The 25,408-nt window shown below is 65.2% G+C and carries 24 protein-coding genes and 1 tRNA gene; 19 read left to right on the top strand and 6 right to left on the bottom strand.

From position 1 onward, the window contains the following. Window positions 1-15 precede the first annotated feature (15 nt). From EUU22_RS04630 to EUU22_RS04620, 3 genes are all read right to left on the bottom strand, one after another. The gene (locus EUU22_RS04630; protein ID WP_129330896.1) at window positions 16-450 is read right to left on the bottom strand and encodes a GFA family protein; all 435 of its coding nucleotides are present in this window, start codon (window positions 448-450) and stop codon (window positions 16-18) included. Between the two features lie 104 nt (window positions 451-554). Further along, entirely contained in the window at window positions 555-2,024 is a 1,470-nt protein-coding gene (locus EUU22_RS04625) for a M81 family metallopeptidase (protein WP_129330895.1), read from the bottom strand. A gap of 33 nt (window positions 2,025-2,057) precedes the next feature. Further along, window positions 2,058-2,552 (bottom strand): hypothetical protein, encoded by a 495-nt coding sequence (locus EUU22_RS04620; RefSeq protein WP_129330894.1) that lies wholly within the window; start codon window positions 2,550-2,552, stop codon window positions 2,058-2,060. 100 nt (window positions 2,553-2,652) lie between these two features. Between EUU22_RS04620 and EUU22_RS04615 the strand changes: the two genes are divergently transcribed. The 7 genes from EUU22_RS04615 to EUU22_RS04585 all read left to right on the top strand — a co-directional run bounded on the left by EUU22_RS04615 (window position 2,653) and on the right by EUU22_RS04585 (window position 10,198). After that, on the top strand, window positions 2,653-3,039 hold the full coding sequence (locus tag EUU22_RS04615) for a RidA family protein (RefSeq protein WP_129330893.1): 387 nt from the start codon (window positions 2,653-2,655) through the stop codon (window positions 3,037-3,039). 24 nt (window positions 3,040-3,063) lie between these two features. Further along, window positions 3,064-3,927: a MurR/RpiR family transcriptional regulator gene (locus tag EUU22_RS04610; RefSeq protein ID WP_129330892.1), complete on the top strand. Its 864-nt coding sequence runs from the start codon at window positions 3,064-3,066 to the stop codon at window positions 3,925-3,927. Window positions 3,928-3,973: 46 nt separating this feature from the next. Next, entirely contained in the window at window positions 3,974-4,750 is a 777-nt protein-coding gene (locus EUU22_RS04605; protein WP_205687864.1) for an SDR family oxidoreductase, read from the top strand. A gap of 24 nt (window positions 4,751-4,774) precedes the next feature. Continuing rightward, window positions 4,775-6,697 carry a beta-N-acetylhexosaminidase gene (locus tag EUU22_RS04600; RefSeq protein ID WP_129330890.1) on the top strand — a complete coding sequence of 641 codons (1,923 nt, stop codon included), beginning with the start codon at window positions 4,775-4,777 and terminating at the stop codon, window positions 6,695-6,697. Window positions 6,698-6,715: 18 nt separating this feature from the next. Continuing rightward, window positions 6,716-8,152 carry a M81 family metallopeptidase gene (locus tag EUU22_RS04595; protein ID WP_129331470.1) on the top strand — a complete coding sequence of 479 codons (1,437 nt, stop codon included), beginning with the start codon at window positions 6,716-6,718 and terminating at the stop codon, window positions 8,150-8,152. 68 nt (window positions 8,153-8,220) lie between these two features. Continuing rightward, window positions 8,221-9,450, top strand: a complete 1,230-nt coding sequence (locus EUU22_RS04590) for an MFS transporter (RefSeq protein WP_129330889.1) — start codon at window positions 8,221-8,223, stop codon at window positions 9,448-9,450. Next, window positions 9,437-10,198, top strand: a complete 762-nt coding sequence (locus EUU22_RS04585; RefSeq protein ID WP_129330888.1) for a copper homeostasis protein CutC — start codon at window positions 9,437-9,439, stop codon at window positions 10,196-10,198. The genes EUU22_RS04590 and EUU22_RS04585 overlap by 14 nt, the downstream gene beginning before the upstream one ends. A 43-nt stretch (window positions 10,199-10,241) precedes the next feature. Here EUU22_RS04585 and EUU22_RS04580 read toward each other — a convergent pair whose 3' ends face one another. Next, entirely contained in the window at window positions 10,242-10,493 is a 252-nt protein-coding gene (locus EUU22_RS04580) for a hypothetical protein (protein ID WP_129330887.1), read from the bottom strand. Between the two features lie 175 nt (window positions 10,494-10,668). Further along, a tRNA-Lys gene (locus EUU22_RS04575) sits at window positions 10,669-10,744 on the bottom strand. Window positions 10,745-10,931: 187 nt separating this feature from the next. On the opposite strand from EUU22_RS04575, the gene EUU22_RS04570 reads away from it, so the two are divergent. Both EUU22_RS04570 and EUU22_RS04565 read left to right on the top strand, forming a co-directional pair. After that, window positions 10,932-11,681, top strand: coding sequence for a cytochrome c biogenesis CcdA family protein (locus tag EUU22_RS04570; RefSeq protein ID WP_129330886.1), 750 nt, complete (start codon window positions 10,932-10,934; stop codon window positions 11,679-11,681). Between the two features lie 54 nt (window positions 11,682-11,735). Beyond that, window positions 11,736-12,698 carry an AEC family transporter gene (locus EUU22_RS04565; RefSeq protein WP_129330885.1) on the top strand — a complete coding sequence of 321 codons (963 nt, stop codon included), beginning with the start codon at window positions 11,736-11,738 and terminating at the stop codon, window positions 12,696-12,698. On the opposite strand, the gene EUU22_RS04560 is transcribed toward EUU22_RS04565, so the two are convergent. Beyond that, window positions 12,661-13,896 (bottom strand): UbiH/UbiF family hydroxylase, encoded by a 1,236-nt coding sequence (locus tag EUU22_RS04560; protein ID WP_129330884.1) that lies wholly within the window; start codon window positions 13,894-13,896, stop codon window positions 12,661-12,663. The two genes, EUU22_RS04565 and EUU22_RS04560, sit on opposite strands and share 38 nt — an antisense overlap. Before the next feature lie 284 nt (window positions 13,897-14,180). On the opposite strand from EUU22_RS04560, the gene pcsA reads away from it, so the two are divergent. From pcsA to yjfF, 10 genes are all read left to right on the top strand, one after another. After that, on the top strand, window positions 14,181-14,906 hold the full coding sequence (gene pcsA / locus EUU22_RS04555; RefSeq protein ID WP_129330883.1) for a phosphatidylcholine synthase: 726 nt from the start codon (window positions 14,181-14,183) through the stop codon (window positions 14,904-14,906). A gap of 12 nt (window positions 14,907-14,918) precedes the next feature. Continuing rightward, window positions 14,919-15,902 carry a quinone oxidoreductase family protein gene (locus EUU22_RS04550; RefSeq protein ID WP_129330882.1) on the top strand — a complete coding sequence of 328 codons (984 nt, stop codon included), beginning with the start codon at window positions 14,919-14,921 and terminating at the stop codon, window positions 15,900-15,902. A 46-nt stretch (window positions 15,903-15,948) separates the two neighbouring features. Continuing rightward, complete coding sequence (locus EUU22_RS04545; RefSeq protein WP_245484909.1) at window positions 15,949-17,523, top strand: ABC transporter ATP-binding protein; 1,575 nt, start codon at window positions 15,949-15,951, stop codon at window positions 17,521-17,523. Then, the gene (locus tag EUU22_RS04540; protein ID WP_129330880.1) at window positions 17,513-18,610 is read left to right on the top strand and encodes an ABC transporter permease; all 1,098 of its coding nucleotides are present in this window, start codon (window positions 17,513-17,515) and stop codon (window positions 18,608-18,610) included. Before EUU22_RS04545 ends, EUU22_RS04540 begins: the two co-directional genes overlap by 11 nt. Beyond that, window positions 18,610-19,524, top strand: coding sequence for an ABC transporter permease (locus EUU22_RS04535; protein WP_129330879.1), 915 nt, complete (start codon window positions 18,610-18,612; stop codon window positions 19,522-19,524). Before EUU22_RS04540 ends, EUU22_RS04535 begins: the two co-directional genes overlap by 1 nt. Before the next feature lie 49 nt (window positions 19,525-19,573). Beyond that, window positions 19,574-20,647 carry a BMP family ABC transporter substrate-binding protein gene (locus EUU22_RS04530; protein ID WP_129330878.1) on the top strand — a complete coding sequence of 358 codons (1,074 nt, stop codon included), beginning with the start codon at window positions 19,574-19,576 and terminating at the stop codon, window positions 20,645-20,647. A 160-nt stretch (window positions 20,648-20,807) separates the two neighbouring features. Then, window positions 20,808-21,770 (top strand): galactofuranose ABC transporter, galactofuranose-binding protein YtfQ, encoded by a 963-nt coding sequence (gene ytfQ, locus EUU22_RS04525; RefSeq protein WP_112689649.1) that lies wholly within the window; start codon window positions 20,808-20,810, stop codon window positions 21,768-21,770. Between the two features lie 119 nt (window positions 21,771-21,889). After that, window positions 21,890-23,413, top strand: a complete 1,524-nt coding sequence (ytfR, locus tag EUU22_RS04520; RefSeq protein WP_129330877.1) for a galactofuranose ABC transporter, ATP-binding protein YtfR — start codon at window positions 21,890-21,892, stop codon at window positions 23,411-23,413. Further along, a complete protein-coding gene (locus EUU22_RS04515) occupies window positions 23,410-24,417 on the top strand; it encodes an ABC transporter permease (protein WP_129330876.1) in 1,008 nt (335 codons plus the stop codon). Before ytfR ends, EUU22_RS04515 begins: the two co-directional genes overlap by 4 nt. Window positions 24,418-24,423: 6 nt before the next feature. Beyond that, window positions 24,424-25,386 (top strand): galactofuranose ABC transporter, permease protein YjfF, encoded by a 963-nt coding sequence (gene yjfF / locus EUU22_RS04510; protein ID WP_129330875.1) that lies wholly within the window; start codon window positions 24,424-24,426, stop codon window positions 25,384-25,386. The last annotated feature ends 22 nt before the right edge of the window (window positions 25,387-25,408 follow it).

Below are 25,408 nucleotides of genomic sequence, written 5' to 3'. Positions count from 1 at the left end.
GGGCGTCGGCCCCGGTCAGGGCGGAAAGCTCACGTACTGGGGAAGGTCGTCGGTGATCTCGAACCACGGCGCCTTCGAGCCGACGAAGATGTGCATCGCCGGCCTGATCGACGGCGCGTCCATCAGCGTGCCCATCGGCACGTGCACCTTCACGGTACCGCGCTCGGCGATCCACGAATAGACGAGCGAGCCGCAGGTGCGGCAATGCATGTCGTGAATGCCGTCCGGATCACCGTGCCGGAAGAGATTGTCCGTACCGGCCGTAACCTCGAAGTCCTCGACCGCGACGCCGGCGATCGGCTTGAAGGCCGAACCGGTGGTCCGCCGGCACTTCGAACAGTGGCAGTTGATCGCGTAGAGGAAATTGTCCGCGACCTCGTAGGTCACGGCCTCGCACATGCAGCCGCCGCGCAGGCGTCGCTCCTGGGGCAGTTCATCATTGGATGGCATGCCTTTTCTCCTCCCGATGCGAGGCACTGGTGATCCCGCACGCGCGAGACGCTACCATACCGCGCGGCGACCGGCGACTGCCGGTTTCAAATGCAGTGCGCGTGTCACGCCACCTCTGCGCCGTGCGGATCGGCCGTCATCGGCCATATGTCGCGCCTTGCGCGCCGGTAGGGATTGGTCGCCGGTTCGTTCGGATAGGGGGAGCCGGCGGAGCAGTAGAGGATTTCCGACGCGATCTTCGAAAAGGCGGCGTAGAAATGGTTCGTCGACTTTATCACCAGGATGCGCTTGCTCTGCGGATCGATGCCCAGCGCGGTGAAGAGCGACGGATCGTAGCTCTGGACGCGCACGCTGCTCAGCACGATGTCGATGCCTGTGAGGCGGATGTGTGCGGCGTCTCCGAATGGCGCCACGCTCTCGCCGAAGCGCATTTCGGCGTTCGGCACGACACGCACGACCTCGACGAGCCCGTCGATCGGGTTGCCGGTGCCCGGCGCCGACTTTGCCCCGAAACGCAAGGGGATTTCCGCTCCTTCGCCGGCCGCCATGCAGAGCTGGACGGCGATCGGGTCCCAGATCATGCCGACGGCCACGTCCGTCGCGCCGCGCGAGAGGAGTTCCTCCAGGATGACGGTCGCGTCACCCGCCGTGCCGCCTCCCGGATTGTCCCACATGTCGGCGATGACGACCGGTCCGCGCGTGGCCGCCAGTGCGCGGCTCACGGCCTCCTTCTCGTCGATCTGCGGCATCATGAACGTGCCGCGCATCGAAAAGAGTTCGAGCCCCAGCTCGCGGGCGAGGCGCTCACCTTTCTCGGGCTTTGCATCGGTGACCGCGATCGTCCTGGTGCCGAGTTCCGGCACGTCCCCGGCCATGAAGCCGTGGATGACGGAGAGCGACAGCACGTCCTCGTTCTCCGCCTCGATCGCCATCAGCCTGTCGACAAAGGAACGCATCGGCTCCCGTGAGGTCGGGAAGACGTCGATCATCCGGCAATCGAAGACCGACATGACCGGTTTTACCCGGCCTTCCAGGGTATCGACCGTTATCCTCCACAGATCCTCGGCGCGGGCGACGAAATCCGTGTGCGGGAACTCTTTGAACACGACGAAGAAGTCGGCCGCCGCCACGCGCTTGGCCGTCAGGTGGCTGTGCGGGTCGAGCTCGGCGCAGAGCAGCACGTCCGGCCCGATGATCTCGCGGATGCGCGTGAGAAGATCGCCCTCCGGATCTATGTAGCCGGCCGCCACCATGGCCCCGTGCAGGCCGAGCACGACGGCGTCGACCGGCATCGCCGCCCGCAACTGGTCGAGGATTTCGTCGCGCAGGCCCTCGTAGGTCTCGCGGTTGACGAGGCCGGCGGGATCGGCCCAGGCTGCCGTTCCCTCGATCAGTGTCCAGCCCTTCTCGGCTGCCACCCGGCGGCCGACGGTGATCGGCGCGGTGCAGAGCGTCGGCGTCTGTGGATGCGTGCCGGGAGGGGCGTAGAGGGAATCCTCGAAGGCGCGCCGGTCGATGCAGATGGGCGAGAAGGTATTGGTTTCCGTTGCGAGGGCGGCGGTGAAGATGCGCAAGACGATGGCCTTCGGTGTCGTGAGAAGAGCGCCTCACCCCATGGGATAGGGCAGGTAACCGGTAAAACCGCTGATCTTCCAGCGACCTTCGTGGAGGCGGCAGTAATAGAGCGTCTGCCATTTCATGACGTCGAGACCGCCGTCGGTCATGCGGATGCCGCCGTCGAACTTCTTGCGCACCAGCGCCGTCTCGCCGGCGATCTCGATTTCTTCGAGCCGGGTGGTGCGGAAGATCGCCGTGCGCGGGTCCTCGCCGTAGGTCTTGCCGGCGAAATCGCGCGCCTGCCGCAGCCACTCGTCGCGATAGGCGGCGAGCGTCGGAAAGGCGAGCGTCCAGCGGTCCGGGTTCGGCTCACGATTGCCGCTGACGCCGAGAAAGCCTTCCTCGATGAAGTCGCCGGCGACCATCGACCAGTCGGCGGAAAGGAATGCGTCGATATCCCGCGGGACCAGCATCTCCCAGATCGCATGGCAAGCCGCATCGGACGCGACGAACGGATTCTTGTAGGGGTCCCGGTTGAGTGTCATTCCTAAATTCTTTTCATAAATGTCAATTTCCTCTGGCCAAAATCGGTTTTCCATGATGATTTGTCAATCGACGACGAAAATAATTTGCATAGAGCGAGTCATGGCGATCAGGCGTTACGGCAGTGAGCAATCCGGTGCAGGCGGGCAGCGCCTGCCTTTTGCCCGCGCCGTCGAGGCCGATGGCTGGCTGCATGTCTCCGGCCAGGTCGCGATGGAGAACGGCGAGATCGTCCAGGGCGGCATCGTCGAGCAGACCCACAAGGCGATCGCCAACCTGATCACCATCCTGCATGAGGCCGGTTACGGCGTCGAGCACGTCGTGCGCTGCGGCGTGTGGCTCGACGATCCCCGCGACTTCTGGAGCTTCAACAAGGTCTACCAGCAGTATTTCGGTGACCATCCGCCGGCCCGCGCCTGCGTGCAGTCGTCGATGATGGTCGATTGCAAGGTCGAGATCGACTGCATAGCCTACAAGTCCTCGAAATAGCGTTCGGAAGCGGGGAAGGCTGCAGTGGATATTTTCGCGACATTACAGGAAGAAACGGGGCAGTTTTCGCCCTCCGAGCAGCGTATCGTGGATATCCTGCTCGACCAGTTCGATTTCGCCGTCAATGCCTCGATCATCGAGCTTGCCGAGCGCGCCCAGGTTTCGCCGCCGACCGTCACGCGCTTCTGCCGGCGGCTCGGTTGCCAGAGCTTTGCCGATTTCAAGGTGAATCTCGCCCGCACCGCCTATGTCGGCGTGCGCTACCTCAATCCGGAAGCAGAGAGCACCAAGCCGGCGGATGTCGCGGCGGACGTCATCACCAAGGCGCAGAACGCCCTTTACCTCGTTCACCGCGCCCTCGATCCGGACATGCTGGAAAAGGCCGCGGACCGCCTGTCGCGGGCCGAGATGCTCTACGCCTTCGGGTCGGGCGGCAATTCCTCGATGATCGCCGGCGAAATCCAGAACCGGCTGTTCCGGCTCGGTGTGCGGGTGACGGTCAGCAACGACCACGCCATGCAACTGATGATGACGGCTGCGGCCCGCTCGAACGACGTCATCATCGGTTCGTCGCTTTCCGGCCGCAACGGCGAGCTGGTGCGCTGCTTCAATCTCGCCCGCGAGAACGGCATCGCCACGATCGCGCTGACCCAGAGTGACAGCCCCGTCGCGCGCGCCGCCGAGATCGTGATCGGCATCGACCTGCCGGAGGGGGAGAACATCTTCCGTCCGACATCGACCCGCTTCGCCTACCTCGCCGTCGTCGATGTGCTGGCGAGCCTCGTCGCCTACCGCAATCGCAAGACCTCGCAGATCACCCTGCGTCACATCAAGCAGCAACTGGTCGAACATCGCGACGGCGACGACCGGCAACCTCTGGGAGACTAGCCTTGTCCACGATCCGCTCGTCCTCCTGCCTTCGCGGTGCGCGGCTGTGAACCGCTCCGTTGCCGTCGTGACGGGTGCGGCCGGCGACATCGGGCGGGCGATCGCTGCAAGGCTCGCCGAAAGCCATGACGCCGTCCTGCTTCTCGACATTGATGGGGATGCCTTGCGCGCCGCGGCCGAGAGCTCGGGCGCGCCGGAGCGCATGGTTCCCGCCGTCTGCGACGTCACGAGCGAAGAAAGCCTTGCAGACGCCGCCAGCCGCGCGGCACGGCTGGGGCGAGTGAAGACACTCGTCAACAATGCCGGCGCGGCACGCGCCGTCAGCCTGCACGATACCGACGGCGAGATCTGGCGGAAGGACAGTGCGCTCAACCTCGAAGCGCCGTTCCTCTGCTTCCGCGCCTTCGCGGACGCGCTGAAAGAGAGCGGCGGATCGGTGGTCAACATCGCCTCGGTGAACGGTCTCGCGGTCTACGGCCATCCCGCCTACAGCGCAGCCAAGGCAGGCCTCATTCATCTGACGAAGCTGATCGCCGTTGAGTACGGAAAGTTCGGCATCCGTGCGAACGCGGTCGCGCCGGGAACGGTGCGCACCCGCGCCTGGGAGGCGCGCGCCGCCGCCAATCCGCAGGTCTTCGAGGAGGCGAAGCGCTGGTATCCGTTGCGCCGCATCGTCGATCCTGAGGACGTGGCGAACGCCGTCTTCTTCCTTGCGAGCGATCAGGCGGCGGCAATCACCGGCGTCTGCCTTGCCGTCGACTGCGGCCTGACGGCCGGCCAGGCCGAACTTGCCGGCACCTTCTCGCAATCGCCGCACTACTGAGCAAAGACCGAAGGGGAACGCATCATGGCCACAGCCCAATTCCGTCTCGAAAATGCCTGGCATCCGATCGCCAGAGATGAAGGCGGCGGCTTCGTCGTCACGCTGGTCAATCTTTCCGCAGAGACGATCGCCGATTTCAAGCTCGCCTATACTTCGCTCACCCGCGTCGGCGACGCCCCGGCCTGTGGCAACGCCGCCTTCCTGAGGCGCAACGCGAACTTTCATCAATATGCGCCGCCGGCAGGCCTCTCGCTGGCGCCGGGCAGATCCTGGCGCTTCACCGTCGAGGGCCTGCTGCGCCCGGCGCGCCACAGGACCGATGGGGCGAAATCGGCCTACCTGACGCTTGCCGACGGCAGTCACCACGCCGTCGAGGTCGGCGACCTGATGCTGGAAGGCCGCCACAGCGAGCCGGCGCCGCAACTGCTGCCCGAAGGCGAGGTGAGGGAACCGTTCTCGATCCTGCCATGGCCGGCGAAGGCGTCGCTGACCGCCGGCGACACAATCCCGGTCGCGCTTCATCCCGCGGCAGGTGCCACGCTCGATGAATTGCGGGCGATCGACACCGTTCTTTCTCTGTTCCAGCGGCTCTATTCCGTCGCCCACGTACCGTTTGCACTTGCGCCGGTCCATGAGGGCCGGGTCCTACGCTTCGCAAGGCAGGACGGCGTTGCGCCGTCGGGCTACGAGCTCACGTTCGCAGCCGACGCGGTCAAGTTGCGCTACGGTGATGCGGCGGGCCTGCAATACGGCCTGACGGTGCTTGCCCAGCTTCTCCACGGTGCACGGACGAAGCCCGACACGTTCCGCTTCCCCGCATCGGGGATGATTTTGGATGCGCCCCGCTACGGCTGGCGCGGCTGTCATCTCGACGTGTCACGGCAGTTCTATCCCGTCGCTGACGTCAAGCGCCTGATCGACATCCTCGCCTGGTTCCGGATGAACACCTTCCACTGGCACCTGACGGATGACGAGGCCTGGCGGCTCGAAATCAAAGCTTTCCCGGAGCTGACGACCGTCGGCGTACTGCGCGGGCCGGACGAACCGCTGCTGCCGCAGCTCGGAAACGGCGCCGAGCCGGTCGGCGGCTTCTATACGCAGGAGCAGGCGAGGGAGGTTGTCGCCCACGCCGCCGCACTCGCAATCGAGGTCGTGCCGGAGATCGACATCCCCGGCCACAGCACGGCGGCGCTTGCGGCACTTCCCGATCTCATCGACGGGCAGGAGGCGCCGGACAGTTATCGTTCCGTGCAGGGCTATCCCAACAACGCCCTCAACCCGGCGATCGAGCGAACCTACGAGTTCCTCGGCAAGGTCTTCGACGAGATGGTCGCCATCTTCCCGTCGAAGCTCATCCATATCGGCGGCGACGAAGTGGCCGCGAACACCTGGATGGCTTCGCCGCTTGCCCGCAGCCTCATGGAGCGGGAAGGGATCGAAGGTACGTTCGGGCTGCAATCCTATTTCATGAAACGCATTCAGGGCATGCTCGCCGACCGCGGGCGGAGCCTTGCCGGCTGGGACGAGGTCTCTCACGGCGGCGGCGTCGATCCGGCGGGCACTCTGTTGATGGCCTGGCAGAAGCCCGAGGTCGGCCTCGAACTCGCAAAACAGGGCTATGACGTGGTGATGACGCCGGGTCAGGCTTATTACCTCGACATGGTGCAGGCGAGCGAATGGCAGGAGCCGGGCGCGAGCTGGGCGGGAACCGTGCCGCCGCACCACACCTATACATACGAGGCCGTCGGCGAGTTCCCCGAGGCGCTGAAACCGCGCATGCGTGGTGTGCAGGCCTGCATCTGGTCGGAGCATTTCCTCAACCGCGACTATTTCAACCACCTCGTCTTCCCGCGTCTGCCGGCAGTGGCCGAAGCGGCATGGACGCCCGCCGAAGGCAAGGACTGGCTGCGCTTTGCCGCGATCGTCCGCCTGAGCCCGCGCTACTGAGGAGAGCCGCAGATGACGTTGCGCATTGCCGTTGGCGGCATCCACACCGAATGCAGCACCTCGTCTCCGGTGCTCATGCAGCCTGAGGATTTTCGCGTCCTGCGCGGGGATGACCTGCTCGCGGCCGACTATTTCAGCTTCCTTGAGGGCGACGGCATCGAGCCTCTGCCGCTGCTGCATGCCCGTGCCGTTCCGGGCGGTCCGGTGGCGCGTCCCACCTACGAGGCCTTCAAGGCCGAGTTCCTGGAGCGACTGAAGGCGGCGCTGCCCCTCGATGGTCTCTATCTCGCGATGCACGGAGCGATGAACGTCGAGGGCATGGACGATGCCGAGGGCGACTGGATCGCCGCCGCCCGTGCCATGGTCGGTCCGGAGACCGCGGTCGCCGCGAGCTACGATTTGCACGGCAACGTCACCCAGAAGATCGTCGACCAGCTCGACATCTTCGCCGGCTACCGGACCGCGCCGCATATCGACGTGCGCGAGACGATGGTGCGCGCCTGGTCGATGCTGGTGCGGGCGCTTCAGACTGGCGAACGGCCGGGCGTCTCCTGGGCGCCGGTTCCGGTGCTTCTGCCGGGTGAGCGCACCTCGACCGAGGACGAGCCGGCGAAAAGCCTCTATCTCAGGCTGCCGGAGCACGACGCCGTGCCCGGCATCTGGGACGCCAACCTGATGGTCGGCTATGTCTGGGCCGACGAGCCGCGAGCCACCGCCTGTTCGGTGGTGACGGCGATCGACCGGGCCGCCGCCGAGCGGACGGCAAGCGAAATCGCCCAGTCCTATTGGGACGCCCGCGAAGACTTCCGCTTCGGTCCGGTAACCGGCCCGCTCGAAGACATGCTCGACATCGCCGAACGAGCCGCAACACGTCCGGTCATCCTCGCGGACTCGGGCGACAATCCGACCGGCGGAGGGGTCGGCGACCGTGCCGACGTCCTGAAGGCACTGATTACGCGGAACTTCGAGGGCGCCGTCGTCGCCGGCATCACCGACCGCCCTGCCGTCGATGCCTGTTTTGCGGCAGGCGAGGGTGCCCGCCTGCGGCTGACGATCGGCGGTTCGCTCGATCCGGCGAGCCCTTCGGTCGAGGCGGAAGCGGCGGTGCAGCGGCTCGACGATCCCGGTTCGCCGGCGGACCGCCAGGCGGTCGTGATGATCGGCGGCATCACGCTGGTGCTCGCGGCGAAGCGCAGGCCCTATCACGCCATCGCGGACTTCACCCGCCTCGGGCTCGATCCTGCGGGCGCTCGGCTGCTGGTGGTGAAATCCGGCTATCTCTCGCCGGACCTCGCTCCGATCGCCAATCCGAACCTGATGGCGCTGACCGACGGCGTGATCAACCAGGACATCGCGGCGCTGCCGAACCGTCGCCGCGTCCGGCCGACCTATCCCTTCGTCAAGGATTTCGCCTATCGGCCGGTGGTTCGCTTCTCCGCCCGCTGGCGCGACTGATTTCGCGGCCGGCCGGACCGTGCGGCCACGACCGGCACTTTGACCTCCAACTCGTGCAATGTGCCGCCATGCTGTCGACCCTGACACTCCTCATTCGCCATCCGCCGGTCCGCACCGGCGCGTTCGCGATCTTCCTGTTCGGCGCGTCGGGAGCGGCGACCTCGCCCTACATGTCGATGATCGGCATCCGTGAACTCGGACTGTCGGACCGGGCCTATTCCGTCCTGATCTTCGCCGCCGCGCTGGTGAACGTCAGCGCCAGCATTGCCGCGGGCATTCTCGTCGACCGGCTCGGACACTACCGGCGCCCGATGCTCGTCGCGTCGCTCTTTGGCGTTGCCGGCTTCGCGATGGTCTATGCATTTCCGTCGGCGCCCGTCTTCGTGGTCGCCACGCTCGTCTTCATTCCCGTCTTCGGCTCGATCAATTCGCTGATCTTCGCCAGCATCAGGGCGGCCTCCGCCGACATGGCCGCACGCGAGCTGATCGCGGTCAACTCGGCTGTACGCGCCGTGCTCTCGCTCTCGTGGGTGCTGGTGCCGGGCGTGGTCGGCGCGCTTCTCGCCGGCGGCCCTTCGATGCTGCCCGCCTTTCTGTTTGCGAGCATCGCCTGCGGCGCCTGTTTCCTGCTCTTCGTCCTGTCGTCGTCGACGGCCGATGCCGGACGGAGTGCCGGCGTCCGGCGCGGCTCGTTCCTCGCCTCGCTGGGCGAGATCGCTTCGGGCAGGGTTCTGCCGCGGATCGTCGCGATCGCGCTGATATCCTCGATGCTGCACATCAACGGCGCCGTGCTGCCTCTCGTCGTCACCGGCAAGGCGAAAGGCACGGCAGTCGATGTCGGCGTCATCGTCGGGATCGTCGCGTTTCTGGAGATCGTCTTCATCGTCTTCTGGGGCTGGGTGGAGGCGCGCACATCCGCGCGCTTCGCCATGATCGCGAGCGCATCGGTCTATGCCGCCTACCTCGTCTTTCTCGGCCTTGCCGATGCACCGCGCGACGTTTACGTCCTGACGCTGGTCGCAAGCCTCGGAGCGGCCGGCATCATCTCCGTTCCGATCACATACCTGCAGGACCTGATCGCCGAGCGCGCCGGGCTCGGCAGTTCGCTCATCGCCGTCAACGTCTTCCTGAGCGGCGGCCTGAGTTCGCTGGCGTTTGCCCTCGGCACCTGGATCAGCGACTATGCCGGAACGGCGATTCTGGGAGCGTTCGGCGGGCTGTGCGGCATCGTGCTGCTACGCCTCCTCGATCGCCCCGGCGCTGCGGCATTGCGGGAGGCGGACGATGGCGGAACGTGACGGCGGGCATGATCGCCGCAAGCCCCTCCTGGAAGTCTGCGTCGACGATCCCGCCGGCCTCGCCGCAGCGATCGAGGGCGGGGCGGACCGGCTCGAGCTGTGCTCGGCGCTCACCGTCGGGGGGCTCACCCCGTCGCACGGCCTCATGGCCCATGCCGCCGGTTCCCCGGTCCCCGTCTATGCACTGATCCGGCCCCGGACCGGCGATTTTGTGTTCACGACGGACGATCTCAGCGTCATGGTCGATGATGTCCGTGCGGCACGCTCGGTGGGGCTTGCGGGCGTGGTGATCGGTGCGTTGCGTTCGGACGGTCAGCTCGACGTCGCGGCGCTGGAGACACTGGTCGCCGCGGCGGAAGGCATGGACCTGACGCTCGACCGCGCGTTCGACCTTGCCGCAGATCAGGAGGAGGAACTCGAAACCGCGGTCCGACTCGGCTTTTCGCGCATCCTGACCTCCGGCGGCGCGACGACGGCGATCGAAGGGCTACCGCGTCTCGAACGGCTCGCGCGCCGGGCCGCCGGCCGTATCTCGATCATGCCGGGCGCTGGCGTGCGGCCGGAGACCGTTGACCGTCTGCTCTCGCTGCCCGGCGTCTTCGAGCTTCATGCCTCCTGCAGCGCGCCGATCGCCGCCGCCGATCCACGGCTTTCCGCCTTCGGCTTCTCGCAACCGGGTGAAAGGCGTACGACAGTTGAGGCTGTTCGGGCGATGAAGGAGAGGATGTTACGGTCGGTCGCAGGTTGAGGCAGGCCGGTTCGTCATTCCGAGCCATGCAACCTCGCAGTAGCTATTGCGACTGCTGAAGGAGCTTGCGCACCTGAGGTCTGACAACTGGCAACGAGCCCTCGGAAGGGCACGTGTTTGTCTTCTTGCAATCTTCGGCAGGTGTTTCGTTCGCGATTTGCTTCGGATCTGACGGGGTGCCGATTCTGAGCTCACGCCGCATGAGATTGTCGGTCTTCACCCGAGCTTTTTCCTCGGCAATCGCCCCCTCGGCACAGAGCATCGCAATCATCGCCGCCAACAACGCTGTCTTCATGGCGAGCCTCCAGACCAATAATTTATACTATTCTAATGTAATCATGTCGAGGAAATGCGCCGTGCCGGTCGACACGACCGTCTGGTCCCGGAAGAGATCAACGGCTGCGGCGAGACCACGGCTATGGCAGCTGCGACAAGCCCTGACGAGATCTTGTGTAAGCGATTGGGAAAAATGGTGAGCGCGCAGGGATTCGAACCCTGGACCTACTGATTAAAAGTCAGTTGCTCTACCGGCTGAGCTACGCGCTCCCGTCGAGGGGCAAATCGGCTCCTCTGGAAGTGCGCGGAACATATGCAGGCGACTCCGTGCGGTCAACCCAAAAATCGTGCCGAAAACGGGGAAAACTGTCCAATTGCCGCACGCGCGGAAAGGTGATTGGCAAGCAAGCCCGCCGGAAGGTAGGAAGGCCGCATCGAAGGATAGCGGAGACCCGACGTGTCGATTGCCGATATTTCCCTGTTGAGTGCGCTTCTGGCCGGTGCGCTGTCGTTCCTGTCGCCATGCGTGCTGCCGCTTGTTCCGCCCTATCTCTGCTATATGGCCGGCATCTCCGTCGAGCAGTTCCGCGGCGAGAGCCATGCGGAGGCCGATCCGGCGGCACGGCGCGCGGTCATGTTCGCGGCGCTCGCCTTCACGCTCGGCTTCGCCACCGTCTTCGTGGCGCTCGGCGCCGGCGCCTCGACCATCGGCACGCTGCTTCGGCAGCATCTCGACCTGCTCGCCAAGATCGGCGGCCTCATCATCATCGTCATGGGGCTCAATTTCCTCGGCGTTTTCCGCATCGGCTTTCTCGCGAGCGAAATGCGCTTCCAGGGGCAGGGCAAGCCGGCGACCCTCGGCGGTGCCTATGTCATGGGGCTCGCCTTCGCTTTCGGCTGGACGCCCTGCATCGGACCGGTTCTCGGCGCCATCCTCGGCGTCGCCGCCTCGCGCGAGACCGTCGGCGACGGGGCGATGCTGCTTGCCGTCTATTCGCTCGGCCTTGCGGTGCCCTTCTGGATCGCGGCCGCCTTTTCCGGCGCCTTCATGCGTTTCCTCGTGCGCTTCCGCCGCCACCTCGGCCTCGTCGAGAAACTGATCGGCGCGCTGCTGGTGCTGACCGGGCTCGCCTTCATGTTCGGTTTCGTCTCGAACCTCGCGATCTGGTTCCAGCAGACCTTTCCAATCCTCTCGCAAATCGGCTAAGTCCGGAGCGACGGGCCGAGCGCCCGGACGCGGAAGAGGAAGCGGGACGCGCCCATGGCCGACATCATCGCACTGGTTCTCCCGTTCTTCGGGCTGATCCTGATCGGCTACATCTCCGGCAAGCTCGGCCGCCAGCCGGCGACTGCCCTCGGCTGGCTGAACTTCTTCGTTATCTACGTGTCGCTGCCGTCGCTGTTCTTCAAGCTCGTCTCGCGCACGCCGCTTTCGGAACTGACGCGCATCGACTTCATCGCCGCCTCACTCGCGGCGACCTACACGATCTTCGTGCTCGTCTTCCTGATCGGCCGCTTCGTCCGGGGCAATTCGATCGCCGACTGCACGATCCAGGCGCTTGCCGGCGCCTACGGCAATATCGGCTACATGGGGCCGGGGCTCGCACTTCTCGCCTTCGGCGAGGCGGCGGCAGTGCCGGTCGCGCTGGTCTTCTGCTTCGAGAATGCCGCCCACTTCATCGCCGCGCCCGCCCTCATGGCGTTTGCCGGGGGCGATGCCCGTCCGCGCGCGGCGGTGGCTGCCGATGTGGTGAAGCGGATCGTCACCCATCCCTTCATCATTGCGACGGCGATCGGGTTCCTCGCCGCTGCCTTCTCCTTCGAGCCGCCGCTGGCACTGCAGCGCCTCATCGACTATCTCGCCCAGGCCGCCGCCCCTTGCGCTCTCTTCGCCATGGGGGTCACGCTGGCACTTCGCCCGCTGAAACGCATTCCCGCCGAGATCGGCTACATCGTCCCGGTCAAGCTGCTCCTGCATCCGCTGCTCGCCTGGCTCGTGCTTGGCCTTGCCGGCAATTTCGACCCGCTGTGGATCTACACCGCCGTCCTGCTCGCCTCGCTGCCGACGGCGACCAACGTCTTCGTCATCGGCCAGCAATACGGCGTCTGGCAGGAGCGCGCATCGGCGACGATCCTGATCACGACGGTGCTTTCGGTGCTGACGGTCTCGGGTCTGCTCTACGCGATTACGACCGGTCTTCTGCCGCCCGACCTCTTCCCCTGACGCTCAGCCGTTCCTTCAGGAAGAGCGGCAGCGCGGAGAAGCCGCGTCCGGGCTCGACACCCTCGCGCATCACCAGCTGGCGCAGCGGCCCGAAGCCAGACAGCAGGTGAAGGCCCGCGGTTCTCAGAACCTGCACCGGCAGGAAATCGGACAGCAGCGAACGGTTGAGGAGGTCGACACTCGCCGTGCGGCTGACGACGTCGATGCGGCGGCGGCGGTCGAAGCTGTCGCCGGCGCGGGGATCGATGGGACGGTCGGCTCGAGAGCAGAGGATTTCAACGAGCGCCATCACGTCGCGCAGGCTGAGATTGAGCCCCTGCGCGCCGATCGGTGGGAAGGCGTGCGCCGCCTCGCCGATGAAGGCGGCCCGGCCCTTGCCGAAACGCACCGCCGTCATGCTGGAGAGCGGCCAGGCCTGGACGCCATCCTCAACCGTCACCTTGCCGAGCATCGACTGCATCCGCTTCTCGACCTCGCCGCTCAGTGCCTCAAGAGAAAGCGAGGTGAGCCGCGTAGCTTCGGCGGGCTCCACGACCCAGACGAGACTCGAGCGGAGACCGGGCAGGGGAACCTGGGTGAACGGCCCCGATTCGCCGTGAAACTCGGTCGAGACGTTGCGGTGCGGCAGCGTGTGCCTGAAATTCAGCACCACCGCCGTCTGCGGATAGGACCACTTGCGCACGGTAACACCCGCACTTTCCCGCGTCCTGGAACCTCGGCCATCGGCGCCGACGACAAAGTCGGCGGTCACCACTTCGCCGTCTTCGAGCGTGATGACAACGCGGTCGCCGCCGATCTCGATGCGTTCGGCCGCGCCGGCGATGCCGGTGATGTTGTTTTCGGCGGCGACAGCCTTCTTCAATACGGAAATCAGCGCTTCGTTCGGGATATTATAGCCGAAGGCGTCCAGCCCGATCTCGGCGCTGCGGAAGGCGACGACCGGCGCCCGCAGCAGCCGCTTGGTGCCGTCGATGATCTGCATGGTCGAAAGCGCTTCCGCAGACGGGCGGATTTCATCCCAGAGCCCCAGCCGTTCCATGAAGCGAATCGATTGCTCCATCAGCGCCGTGGTGCGCTGGTCGACGATCTCGCGCTCCGGTGCGACGAGCGCCACCGAGCGACCGCCGCGGGCCAGCGCCAGCGCCGCAATCGAGCCGGCCAGTCCCGCACCGACAACCGCAACTTCGAAATGCTTCATCGCTTCCATCCGCGTCAACCGTTCGCTCCGGATGCATGTATCGCAATTCATCGATACGACCACTGCCACACGACGGCGGTCACTCCGGTCCTCGTCGTTCGATATAGGCGCTTCGCGCGTTCGAATCCATGGGACAAATACGACCGGTGATCCGGCGCAGCCAGGGCAAGCGGCTTCAGGACGGCAAAGGCGCGAAACCGGGGAGCGCCGAGCGCGCGCCGTTGCAAAACGCGCCGATTCGTCGGATACCCGTAGCCGAGGCGAAGAGGGGACCGACAAAGAGCATGAAAATCTTCAACTACCGCCGTGTGCCCTATGCCGAAATCCGCGCCTTTTCCGTTCACGTCCTGACGGCCTCCGGCTCCTTCCTCGCCTTTCTCGGCGTGGTCGCCGCGGCCGAGCGCCGGTTCGTCGACATGTTCTGGTGGCTCGGGCTGGCGTTGCTCGTCGACGGCATCGACGGGCCGATCGCCCGCAAGGTGCGCGTGAAGGAGGTGCTGCCCAACTGGTCCGGCGATACGCTGGACAACATCATCGACTACGTGACCTACGTGCTGCTGCCGGCCTTCGCGCTCTACCAGAGCGGCATGATCGGCGAACCGTGGTCGTTCGTGGCCGCAGGCATGATCGTGGTGTCGAGCGCGATCTATTACGCGGACATGGGCATGAAGACGGACGAATATTTCTTCTCCGGATTCCCTGTCGTGTGGAACATGATCGTCTTCTCGCTGTTCGTCATCGACGCTTCGGCGACGACGGCGTTGTCCGTCGTGGTGGTGTCGGTGGTGCTGACCTTCCTGCCGATCCATTTTCTGCATCCGGTCAGGGTGGAGCGGCTGCGGCCGGTCAACATTGCCGTCTTCCTCGCCTGGTGTGCCTTCGGCATCTATGCGCTGCTCCTGCATTTTGCGACCCCGCAATGGGTCGTCGTCGGCTTCGTCGCAACCGGCATCTATCTCTACGGGATCGGCGCCGTGCTGCAATTCTTCCCCTCGCTCGGACGAAAGTAGGAGGCTTTTATCATGGCAAAGACGCAGGCAATCCTGATCCGCGACCTCGGCGGCCCGGACGTGCTTCGGCTCGAAGAGGTCGACCTTGCCGCGCCTGCCGCCGGCGAGGTACAGATCCGCCACGCCGCCGTCGGCCTCAACTTCATCGACGTCTACTTCCGCACCGGGCTCTACAAGGCGCCGAACGGTTTGCCGTTCGTGCCGGGCAAGGAAGCGGCAGGAACGGTGACGGCCGTCGGTCTGGGCGTCACGGACTTCCGTGTCGGCGACAGGGTCGCCTATGCCGGAGCGGACGGCGCGTATGCGGTCGAGCGCAACGTCGCCACCCGCCATCTCGTCAAGGTGCCGGACGAGATCCCGCTCGAGACGGCGGCCGCGATGATGCTGAAGGGCATGACGGCGGAATACCTGCTCAACCGCACCTACAAGGTCGGGCCGGGCACGGTGCTCCTCTTCCACGCGGCCGCCGGCGGCGTCGGTCTCATCGCCGGCCAGTGGGCGAAGGCGCTCGGCGCAACGGTCATCGGCACGGCAGGCTCGCCGGAAAAGATCGAACTCGCGCTCCGCCACGGCTACGACCACGTCATCGATTACCGCAACGACGACTTCGTCGCCCGCGTCAAGGACCTGACCGGCGGCAAGGGTGTCGACGTCGTCTACGATTCCGTCGGCCGCGACGTCTTCCCGCGGTCGCTCGACTGCTTGAAGCCGCGCGGGATGTGGGTGCTCTTCGGCCAGTCGTCCGGGCCGGTCGAGACGTTCGACATGAGCCTTCTGGCACAGAAGGGCTCGCTCTATGCGACGCGCCCGTCGCTCTTCGCTTACATCGCGACGCCGGCCGAACTGGCGGCCTGTGCAAATTCTCTGTTTGATGTTGTGCGGAGCAACAAAGTGCGTATCAATATCAATCAGACCTATCCTTTGGCCGACGCCCGTCGCGCCCATGAGGATCTGGAATCAAGAAAAACAAGCGGAACGACCTTGCTGATCCCCTGAATGCTCATGCGGACAAGGGGCCGCAAGGATGAAAAGAGGGGATCGCGTGACGGACATCGAGGCATCGCGAACCGGCAGCCTTCTGGCGGTCCGCGGCTTGACGAAGCTGTTCGGCAGCTTCGCGGCCTGCCAGGGCATTGATTTCGACATCAGGCCGGGAGAGATCCACGCCCTCCTCGGTGAGAACGGCGCCGGCAAGTCGACGCTGGTCAAGATGTTGTTCGGCGTGCTCGCCCCGAGCGCCGGCGAGATCGCCTGGCAGGGCGGTGCGGTTTCGATCGCCTCTCCGGCCGCCGCACGCCGGCTCGGCATCGGCATGGTCTTCCAGCACTTTTCGCTCTTCGAGGCGCTGACGGTCGCCGAAAACATCGCGCTGTCACTCGATGACGGTATCCCGCTCGCGGCGGTCGCAAAGAAGGCCGAGGAGCTTTCCCGTCTCTACGGCCTGCCGCTCGATCCCGGCGCCCACGTCGCCGACCTCTCCGTCGGTGAACGCCAGCGGATCGAGATCGTCCGCGCGCTGCTGCAGAACCCGAAACTCATCATCCTCGACGAGCCGACCTCGGTGCTCACCCCGCAGGAAGCGGACCGGCTCTTTGAGACGCTCGCAAAGCTGAAGGCGGAGGGCCGTTCGGTCCTTTATATCAGCCACCGGCTCGAAGAAGTGCAGCGCATCTGCGATCGCGCCACTGTGCTGCGTCACGGCCGGGTCACCGGTGAATGCGATCCCCGAAAGGAAACACCGGCCTCGCTCGCCCGCATGATGGTCGGCAGCGACATCGCCATCGTTCACAACACGGGCACGGCTGACACGGGCGCGGTGCAGCTCGAGGTGAAAGCGCTTTCCGCACCGGCCCGCACACCCTTCGCCGTCGCGTTGAAGGACGTCGCGTTGACGGTGAGGGCAGGGCAGGTGCTGGCGATCGCCGGTGTGGCCGGCAATGGCCAGAGCGAACTCTTCGACGCCTTGTCCGGCGAGTATCCGGTCGCCGGTCGCGACGCGATCCGCATTCGCGGCCAGGCCGTCGGCCGCCTCGGTATCAACGAGCGGCGGCTGCTCGGCGCCGGCTTCGTTCCGGAAGAGCGGCAAGGCCACGCCGCGATCGGTACGCTACCGCTTTCCGACAACCTCGTGCTCGCCCGCCATCGCTCGGATCGCAAGGCGTTCCTGACCGGCGGCGTCTTCGGCCTCGTCCGTCACTCGGTCGTCCGGGCGGCCGCCAAACGGATCGCGGAGGCGATGGACGTCCGCAAGAGCGGCGACGATCCGCTCGCCGGCTCGCTTTCCGGCGGCAACCTGCAGAAGTTCATCGTCGGGCGCGAGCTCGATCGCCAGCCATCGGTTCTGGTGGTCAATCAACCCACCTGGGGCGTCGACGCCGGTGCAGCGAGCCGCATCCGCCAGTCGCTGATCGATCTCGCCCGCGGCGGTTCGGCGGTGGTTGTCATCAGCCAGGATCTCGACGAGATCTTCGAGATCGCGACAGACATCGCGGTGATTTCCGAGGGCCGGCTCTCGCCCGCCGAACCTGCCGCCGCCATGACCCGCGAGAAGATCGGCCTTCTCATGGGCGGATTGCACGAAAGCAAAGCCGAGCCAGAGCCCGCCCATGCGCATTGAACTCGAAAAACGCCCCGGTGGCTCGCCGCTCTTTTCCGTGCTGTCGCCGCTGCTTGCCATGGTCCTCACCGTCGTCTTCGGCGGCATCATGTTCTGGCTGCTCGGCAAGGACCCGGTCGATGCGATCTATTCCTTCTTCATCGAGCCGTTGCTTGAGGTCTGGTCGCTGCATGAACTGGCGATCAAGGCCGGCCCGCTGATCCTGATCGGCGTCGGGCTCTCGGTCTGCTACCGGTCGAACAACTGGAACATCGGCGCGGAAGGCCAGTTCATCATGGGCGCGATCGCCGGGTCGATCCTGCCGGTGGTCTTCTTCGAATGGCATTCGCCGCTGGTCCTGCCGCTGATGCTGGTCATGGGCGCGATCGGCGGCGCGCTCTATGCCGGTATCCCGGCGCTGCTGAAGGCGCATTTCAACACCAACGAGATCCTGACGAGCCTGATGCTCGTCTATATCGCCCAGCTCTTCCTCGACTGGCTGGTGCGTGGCCCCTGGCGCAATCCGCAGGGCATGAACTTTCCCGAAACGCGGACCTTCGCGACCGAGGCAGTCCTGCCGGCCGTCGTGGAATCGTCCGGCCGCGCGCACTGGTCGATCGTCTTCGCGCTGGTTGCGGCGGTGCTCGTCTGGTTCATGATGCGGTTCACGCTCAAGGGCTTCGAGGTGACGGTGCTCGGAGAGTCGGCACGGGCAGGGCGCTTTGCCGGCTTTTCCTCCCGCAAGATGATCTGGTTCTCGATGCTGCTTTCCGGAGCCTTCGCCGGCTTTGCCGGCATCGCCGAGGTCTCGGGCTCGATCGGCCATCTGCAGCCGATCATCTCGCCCGGCTACGGCTTCACCGCGATCATCGTCGCCTTCCTCGGCCGGCTCAATCCGCTCGGCATCGTCGCCTCCGGCCTCGTGCTCGCACTCACCTATCTCGGTGGCGAGGCCGCACAGCTGTCGATCGGCGTCTCCGACAAGGTCACCCGCGTGTTCCAGGGGCTTCTCCTGTTCTTCGTGCTCTCCTGCGACACGCTGATCCACTACAGGATACGGATCGTCGTCGACCGGGTGAGGACGGCGATCGAGGGAGGACGCAACTGATGCTCGAAGCGATCCTTCTCACCGTCATCACCGCCGCCACGCCACTCGTCGTCGCGGCACTTGGCGAACTCGTCACCGAACGCGCCGGCGTGCTGAACCTCGGCGTCGAGGGCATGATGGTCATGGGCGCGGTCGGCGCCTTCGCCGTCACCCAGATCACCGGCTCACCCTACATCGGTCTCCTCGCCGGGATCGCCAGCGGTGCTCTGTTCTCGCTGCTCTTCGGCTTCCTCACGCTGACGCTCGTCGCCAACCAGGTCGCGACCGGCCTTGCGCTGACGCTGCTCGGGCTCGGCGCCTCCGGCATGCTGGGGGAAAGCTATGTCGGCGCGCCGGGCATCAAACTCCAGCCGATCACGATACCGCTGCTTTCCGAAATTCCCTTCCTCGGCCCGGTGCTGTTCCGCCAGGACATCATCTTCTACCTGTCGGTCGCGCTGGTCGTCGGGGTCAACTGGTTCCTGTTCAAAAGCCGCACGGGACTGAAGCTCAGGGCGATCGGCGACAACCACGCCTCTGCCCATGCGCTCGGCATCCGCGTCATCCGCACGCGCTATCTCGCGGTCCTCTTCGGCGGCGCCTGTGCAGGGCTCGCCGGCGCCCAGCTTTCGCTCATCTACACGCCGCAATGGGTGGAGAACATGACCGCGGGGCGCGGCTGGATCGCACTCGCGCTGGTCGTCTTCGCCTCCTGGCGGCCTTGGAGGGTGCTTGCCGGCGGCTATCTCTTCGGCGCCGTCTCCATCGGGCAGCTGCACGCGCAGGCAATGGGGGTCGGCATTCCGTCCCAGTTCCTCTCGGCGCTGCCCTATGCCGCCACTATTGTCGTCCTCGTCATCATTTCCCATAATCGCCGCACGACACTGATCAACACGCCGGCCTGCCTCGGCAAGGCCTTCGTGCCGGACAGGTGACGGCAGCAGGCAACGTTCAGAAAAACCTTCCAACACAAAAGGGGTCACCATGAAGAAACTAGCATTCGCACTCGCCGCGACCGCGGCGATGGTTTTCTCGATTGCCAGCGGCGCCCAGGCCGAGGACAAGAAGAAGATCTGCTTCGTCTATGTCGGTTCGAAGACCGACGGCGGCTGGACCCAGGCCCATGACCGCGGCCGCCAGGAACTCGAAAAGGAACTCGGCGACAAGATCGAGACCGCCTTCCTCGAAAACGTTCCGGAAGGCCCGGACGCCGAGCGCGCGATCGAGCGCATGGCCCGCTCCGGCTGTGCCCTGATCTTCACCACCTCCTTCGGCTTCATGGACGCCACCCTCAAGGTCGCGGAAAAGTTCCCGGACGTGAAGTTCGAGCATGCGACCGGCTACAAGACCGCTGCGAACGTCGCGACCTACAATTCGCGCTTCTATGAAGGCCGCTACATCCAGGGTCAGATCGCCGCGAAGATGTCTGAGAAGGGCGTCGCTGGCTACATCGCCTCATTCCCGATCCCGGAAGTGGTCATGGGCATCAACTCCTTCGTCCACGGCGCACAGTCGGTCAATCCGGACTTCAAGGTGAAGGTCATCTGGGCCAACACCTGGTTCGATCCGGGCAAGGAGGCCGACGCCGCCAAGGCGCTGATCGACCAGGGTGTCGATATCCTGACCCAGCACACCGACACCACCGCGCCGATGCAGGTTGCTGCCGAGCGCGGCATCAAGGCCTTCGGTCAGGCCTCCGACATGATTGCTGCCGGCCCGAACACGCAGCTGACGGCGATCACCGACACCTGGGGTGCCTACTACGTCAAGCGCACCAATGCACTGCTCGACGGCAGCTGGAAGTCCGAGCAGATCTGGGACGGCCTGAAGGACGGCATCCTCACGATGGCGCCGTACACCAACATGCCGGACGACGTGAAGAAGATGGCCGAGGAAACCGAAGCCAAGATCAAGTCCGGAGAGCTGCATCCCTTCACCGGCCCGATCAACAAGCAGGACGGCTCGCCCTGGCTGAAGGACGGCGAGAAGTCGGACGACGGCACGCTGCTCGGCATGAACTTCTACATCCAGGGCGTCGACGACAAGCTGCCGCAATAAGCGTCGGCTCCAGCTTCGAGTATTTTGTGGAGGGCGCCGTCGGGCGCCCTCTTTTTTTTGTCAAATGTCATGCCGCGACGACACGATGCCCGTTTACAAAAGTCATACTATATGATTTATAGGTTCTCGTCTTGGGAGAAGACTCAAACGGGAGGAAATCATGAAGTTGTTGAAAGCGCTCGCGAGCGCGACGGTTCTTGCTGGCTGCATGTTCGGTTCCGCAATGGCGGACGGCATGGTCGTCGGTTTCTCGCAGATCGGCTCGGAATCGGGCTGGCGCGCTGCTGAAACCACACTCACCAAGCAGCAGGCTGAAAAGCGCGGCGTTGACCTGAAATTCGCCGATGCGCAGCAGAAGCAGGAAAACCAGATCAAGGCTCTGCGCTCGTTCATCGCACAGGGCGTGGATGCCATCCTCGTCGCCCCGGTCGTTGCGACCGGCTGGGACGAAGTTCTGGAAGAAGCCAAGGATGCCGAAATCCCGGTCATCCTGCTCGACCGCACGGTCGATGCGAGCAAGGATCTCTACATGACGGCCGTCACCTCGGACCTCGTGCACGAAGGCAAGGTCGCGGGCGACTGGCTGGTCAAGACGGTCGGCGACAAGCCCTGCAACATCGTCGAGCTTCAGGGCACCACCGGTTCGTCGCCTGCAATCGATCGCAAGAAGGGCTTCGAGGAAGCAATTGCCGGTCACGACAATCTCAAGATCGTCCGCAGCCAGACGGGTGACTTCACCCGCACCAAGGGCAAGGAAGTCATGGAGAGCTTCTTGAAGGCGGAAGACGGCGGCAAGAACATCTGCGCCCTCTATGCCCATAACGACGACATGGCCGTCGGCGCTATCCAGGCGATCAAGGAAGCCGGTCTGAAGCCCGGAACCGATATCCTCGTCGTCTCGATCGACGCTGTTCCGGACATCTTCCTCGCGATGGCCGCCGGTGAAGCCAATGCGACTGTCGAGCTGACGCCGAACATGGCGGGCCCGGCTTTCGACGCCCTGGAAGCGTACAAGAAGGACGGCACCATGCCGCCGAAGTGGATCCAGACGGAATCGAAGCTCTACACCCAGGCCGACGATCCGAAGAAGGTCTACGAGGAGAAGAAGGGTCTCGGCTACTGATCTGCCCGTCCGGGTGCCTCGTTCCGGTCTCCCTTGCCGAACCGGGCACCCGCAACCCGGCTTGCTGCCGCACGAAACGCGGCGGCAAGCGGTGACGCTTTCCTCGGGCTGGAGCTGGAATGACCGACAACCAATCCATGATTCTCGCGGCCTCCGGGCTGTGCAAGTATTTTCCGGGAGCGACGGCGCTCGACCACGTCGATTTCGGCCTGAGACGCGGTGAAATCCACGCGCTGCTCGGCGAGAACGGCGCGGGGAAATCGACGCTCGTCAAATGCCTGACTGGCGCCTATCGCCGTGACGCCGGCCGCGTCGTGCTCGACGGCGAGGAAATCGACCCGCGCGACACCCATGCCGCCCAGAAGCTCGGCATCGGCACCGTCTACCAGGAGGTGAACCTTCTCGGGAATCTCTCCGTCGCCGAAAACCTCTTTCTCGGCCGCCAGCCCCGCCGTTTCGGCGTCGTCGATCCGAAGCGGATGAACGCGGCGGCGGAAAGTCTCCTTTCCACCTACGGCATCGACATCGACGTGCGCGCAGAACTGTCCCGCTATCCTGTCGCGATCCAGCAGGTGGTGGCGATCGCGCGTGCGGTCGATCTCTCCGGCAAGGTGCTGATCCTCGACGAACCGACGGCGAGCCTCGATACCCGCGAGGTCGAGATGCTCTTCTCGATCATGCGCGATCTGAAGGCGCGGGGCCTCGGGATCATCTTCATCACCCATTTCCTCGGCCAGGTCTACGAGGTCGCCGACCGCGTGACCGTCCTGCGCAACGGCTGTCTCGTCGGCAGCCGGGAGACCGCGGAGCTCGACCGGCGCTCGCTGATCTCGATGATGCTCGGCCGCGATCTCGAAGCCGTCGAGGCGACACCTCATCGCCAGACGGTGGAGGACCGGCCCGTCTGTTTCCGCTTCTCCGGCTACGGCAGGAGAGGGCACATCCAGCCCTTCGACCTTTCGCTCCGGCAGGGCGAGGTGGTCGGCATGGCAGGGCTCCTCGGCTCCGGCCGCACGGAGACGGCAACGACGCTCTTCGGGATCGCTCCGGCCGACAGCGGGTCGGCGGAAATCGACGGCCGGACGGTCGGCATCGGCAGCCCGCGCGACGCGGTCGCGCATGGACTCGGCTTTTGCCCGGAAGATCGCAAGACCGACGGCATCATCGGCGATCTTTCGATCCGCGAGAACATCGCGCTCGCGCTGCAAGCGCGCCGCGGCTGGTGGCGTCCGATCCGGCTTGCCGAACAGATCGAGCTCGCCGATCGCTACATAGCCGCGCTCGACGTGCGCACCACGGATCGGGAAAAGCCGATCCGCCAGCTTTCGGGCGGCAACCAGCAGAAAGTGATCCTCGCCCGCTGGCTTGCGACCAATCCGCGCTTCCTCATCCTCGACGAGCCGACGCGCGGCATCGATGTCGGCGCCCATGCGGAGATCATCCGTCTGATCGAGGATCTCTGCGACAAGGGGATGTCGCTCCTCGTGATTTCCTCGGAACTCGAGGAACTACTGGCCTACAGCTCGCGCATCATCGTGGTGCGCGACCGCCGCCACGTGGCCGAGCTCGTCGGCGAGGAGATGACGACGGCGTCGATCGTCGATGCCATCGCCGCCCAGCATACGGAAGGAACACCAGCATGAGTGCGGCACTCCGTTCTCTGGGGGCGCGGCTTGCGCCGCAGCTGATCGCGCTTCTCGTGATCCTCGCCCTGAATTTCATCGCCTTCCCGAGCTTCTTCGATATCGGCGTGCAGAACGGCCGCTTCTACGGCAGCCTGATCGACGTTCTCAACCGCGGCGCGCCGGTCGCGCTGCTCGCCGTCGGCATGACGCTGGTCATCGCCACCAAGGGCATTGATCTTTCCGTCGGCGCGGTGATCGCCATCAGCGGCGCGGTGGCGGCGACCGCGGTGGCCGACGGGCAGCCACTCGTCGTAGCACTTGCGCTCGCCCTCGCCGTCGGCCTTCTCTGCGGCGTCTGGAACGGCCTGCTCGTCGCCGTCCTCGACATCCAGCCGATTATCGCCACGCTGGTGCTGATGGTTGCCGGTCGTGGCATCGCGCAGCTCATTACCGAGGGGACGATCCTCACCTTCACCGACCAGTCCTTCGCCTTCATCGGCAGCGGAGCGCTCTTCCTCGTGCCGGTTCCGGTGCTGATCTGGGTGGCCTTTGCGCTCGCGGTCGCGGCGCTGGTGCGGCGCAGCGCCCTCGGCATGCTGGTCGAGGCGGTCGGCATCAACCGCCGTGCCAGCACGATCGCCGGCGTGCGCACGCCGGTGCTGCTCGTCGTCGTCTACATGCTCTGCAGCCTGGCGGCGGCGATCGCCGGCATCATCGTCGCGGCCGACATCCGTGGCGCGGATGCAAACAATGCCGGGTTGTGGCTCGAGCTCGATGCGATCCTCGCCGTCGTCGTCGGCGGCAATTCGCTCCTCGGCGGACGCTTTTCCATCGCCGGCTCGATCCTCGGTGCGATGATCATCCAGGCGATCAACACCGGCATCCTGCTTTCGGGCTTCCCGCCGGAATTCAACCTCATCATCAAGGCTGCGATCATCGTCATCATTCTGGTGGTGCAGTCGCCGGCCGTGCAGTCCTTCGCCGCCATCTGGCTCGGGCGAACGACGCGCGCCGGGGAGTAGTCGGACATGAACTCGAGATATCTGCCCGTCCTCGCGACCGTCGTCATCTTCGTCGTCGCCTATGCCGTCTGCGCCCTGCAGTTCCCGGCGATGCTGTCCTTGCGCGTCGTCAGCAACCTGATCACCGACAACGCCTTTCTCGGCATCGCCGCCGTCGGCATGACCTTCGTGATCCTCTCCGGCGGCATCGACCTCTCCGTCGGCGCGGTGATCGGCTTTGCCGGCGTCTTCCTGGCGGTCCTGCTCCGAGACACGGGCGTGCACCCGCTCGCCGCCTTCGCCCTTTTGCTGGTCATCACCACGCTCTTCGGCGCGCTGATGGGGGCGGTCATCCACTACCTCGAAATGCCGGCCTTCATCGTGACGCTCGCCGGGATGTTCCTCGCCCGCGGCATGGCCTTCCTGCTCTCGATCGACAGCGTGCCGGTCAATCACGAATTCTATGCGCTGGTGCGCAAGAGCTTCTACAAGCTGCCGGGCGGCGGACGCCTGACGCTGATCGGCGGGGCGATGCTGCTCGTCTTCCTGGTCGGCGTCTTCATCGCCCATCGCACCCGATTCGGTGCCAACGTCTACGCACTCGGCGGCGGCGTGCAGACGGCCCGCCTCATGGGGGTACCGGTCGGTCGCACGACGATCCTCACCTACGCCTTCTCGGGGCTGCTCGCAGGCGCATCGGGCATCGTCTTTTCGCTCTATACGTCGGCCGGCTATCCGCTCTCGGCCGTCGGCGTCGAACTCGACGCGATCGCCGCAGTCGTCATCGGCGGTACCCTGCTCACCGGTGGCACCGGCTTCGTCGCGGGCACCTTCGTCGGCATCCTGATCCAGGGCCTGATCCAGACCTACATCACCTTCGATGGCACACTTTCAAGTTGGTGGACTAAAATCCTAATAGGCTTTCTGCTGTTTGCGTTTATCTTGCTGCAAAAGGGAATTCTTGGCCTGTCGCGAAAGGACAGCAGCTAGCCCGAACGAGGAGAATATCGCT

The organism is Ciceribacter ferrooxidans (assembly GCF_004137355.1).
GTDB lineage: Bacteria > Pseudomonadota > Alphaproteobacteria > Rhizobiales > Rhizobiaceae > Allorhizobium > Allorhizobium ferrooxidans.
The sequence above is the reverse complement of the archived record's forward strand: the minus strand, read 5'-3'. Positions and strand labels throughout refer to the sequence as shown.

Excerpts from the sequence above, each read along its gene's own strand:
- EUU22_RS04630 (WP_129330896.1), bottom strand. The coding sequence starts at position 450 with ATGCCATCCAATGATGAACTGCCCCAGGAGCGACGCCTGCGCGGCGGC.
- EUU22_RS04620 (WP_129330894.1), bottom strand. The coding sequence starts at position 2,552 with ATGACACTCAACCGGGACCCCTACAAGAATCCGTTCGTCGCGTCCGAT.
- EUU22_RS04615 (WP_129330893.1), top strand. The coding sequence starts at position 2,653 with ATGGCGATCAGGCGTTACGGCAGTGAGCAATCCGGTGCAGGCGGGCAG.
- EUU22_RS04600 (WP_129330890.1), top strand. The coding sequence starts at position 4,775 with ATGGCCACAGCCCAATTCCGTCTCGAAAATGCCTGGCATCCGATCGCC.
- EUU22_RS04590 (WP_129330889.1), top strand. The coding sequence starts at position 8,221 with ATGCTGTCGACCCTGACACTCCTCATTCGCCATCCGCCGGTCCGCACC.
- EUU22_RS04585 (WP_129330888.1), top strand. The coding sequence starts at position 9,437 with ATGGCGGAACGTGACGGCGGGCATGATCGCCGCAAGCCCCTCCTGGAA.
- EUU22_RS04580 (WP_129330887.1), bottom strand. The coding sequence starts at position 10,493 with ATGAAGACAGCGTTGTTGGCGGCGATGATTGCGATGCTCTGTGCCGAG.
- EUU22_RS04565 (WP_129330885.1), top strand. The coding sequence starts at position 11,736 with ATGGCCGACATCATCGCACTGGTTCTCCCGTTCTTCGGGCTGATCCTG.
- EUU22_RS04560 (WP_129330884.1), bottom strand. The coding sequence starts at position 13,896 with ATGAAGCATTTCGAAGTTGCGGTTGTCGGTGCGGGACTGGCCGGCTCG.
- pcsA (WP_129330883.1), top strand. The coding sequence starts at position 14,181 with ATGAAAATCTTCAACTACCGCCGTGTGCCCTATGCCGAAATCCGCGCC.
- EUU22_RS04550 (WP_129330882.1), top strand. The coding sequence starts at position 14,919 with ATGGCAAAGACGCAGGCAATCCTGATCCGCGACCTCGGCGGCCCGGAC.
- EUU22_RS04540 (WP_129330880.1), top strand. The coding sequence starts at position 17,513 with ATGCGCATTGAACTCGAAAAACGCCCCGGTGGCTCGCCGCTCTTTTCC.
- EUU22_RS04535 (WP_129330879.1), top strand. The coding sequence starts at position 18,610 with ATGCTCGAAGCGATCCTTCTCACCGTCATCACCGCCGCCACGCCACTC.
- EUU22_RS04530 (WP_129330878.1), top strand. The coding sequence starts at position 19,574 with ATGAAGAAACTAGCATTCGCACTCGCCGCGACCGCGGCGATGGTTTTC.
- ytfQ (WP_112689649.1), top strand. The coding sequence starts at position 20,808 with ATGAAGTTGTTGAAAGCGCTCGCGAGCGCGACGGTTCTTGCTGGCTGC.
- ytfR (WP_129330877.1), top strand. The coding sequence starts at position 21,890 with ATGACCGACAACCAATCCATGATTCTCGCGGCCTCCGGGCTGTGCAAG.
- EUU22_RS04515 (WP_129330876.1), top strand. The coding sequence starts at position 23,410 with ATGAGTGCGGCACTCCGTTCTCTGGGGGCGCGGCTTGCGCCGCAGCTG.
- yjfF (WP_129330875.1), top strand. The coding sequence starts at position 24,424 with ATGAACTCGAGATATCTGCCCGTCCTCGCGACCGTCGTCATCTTCGTC.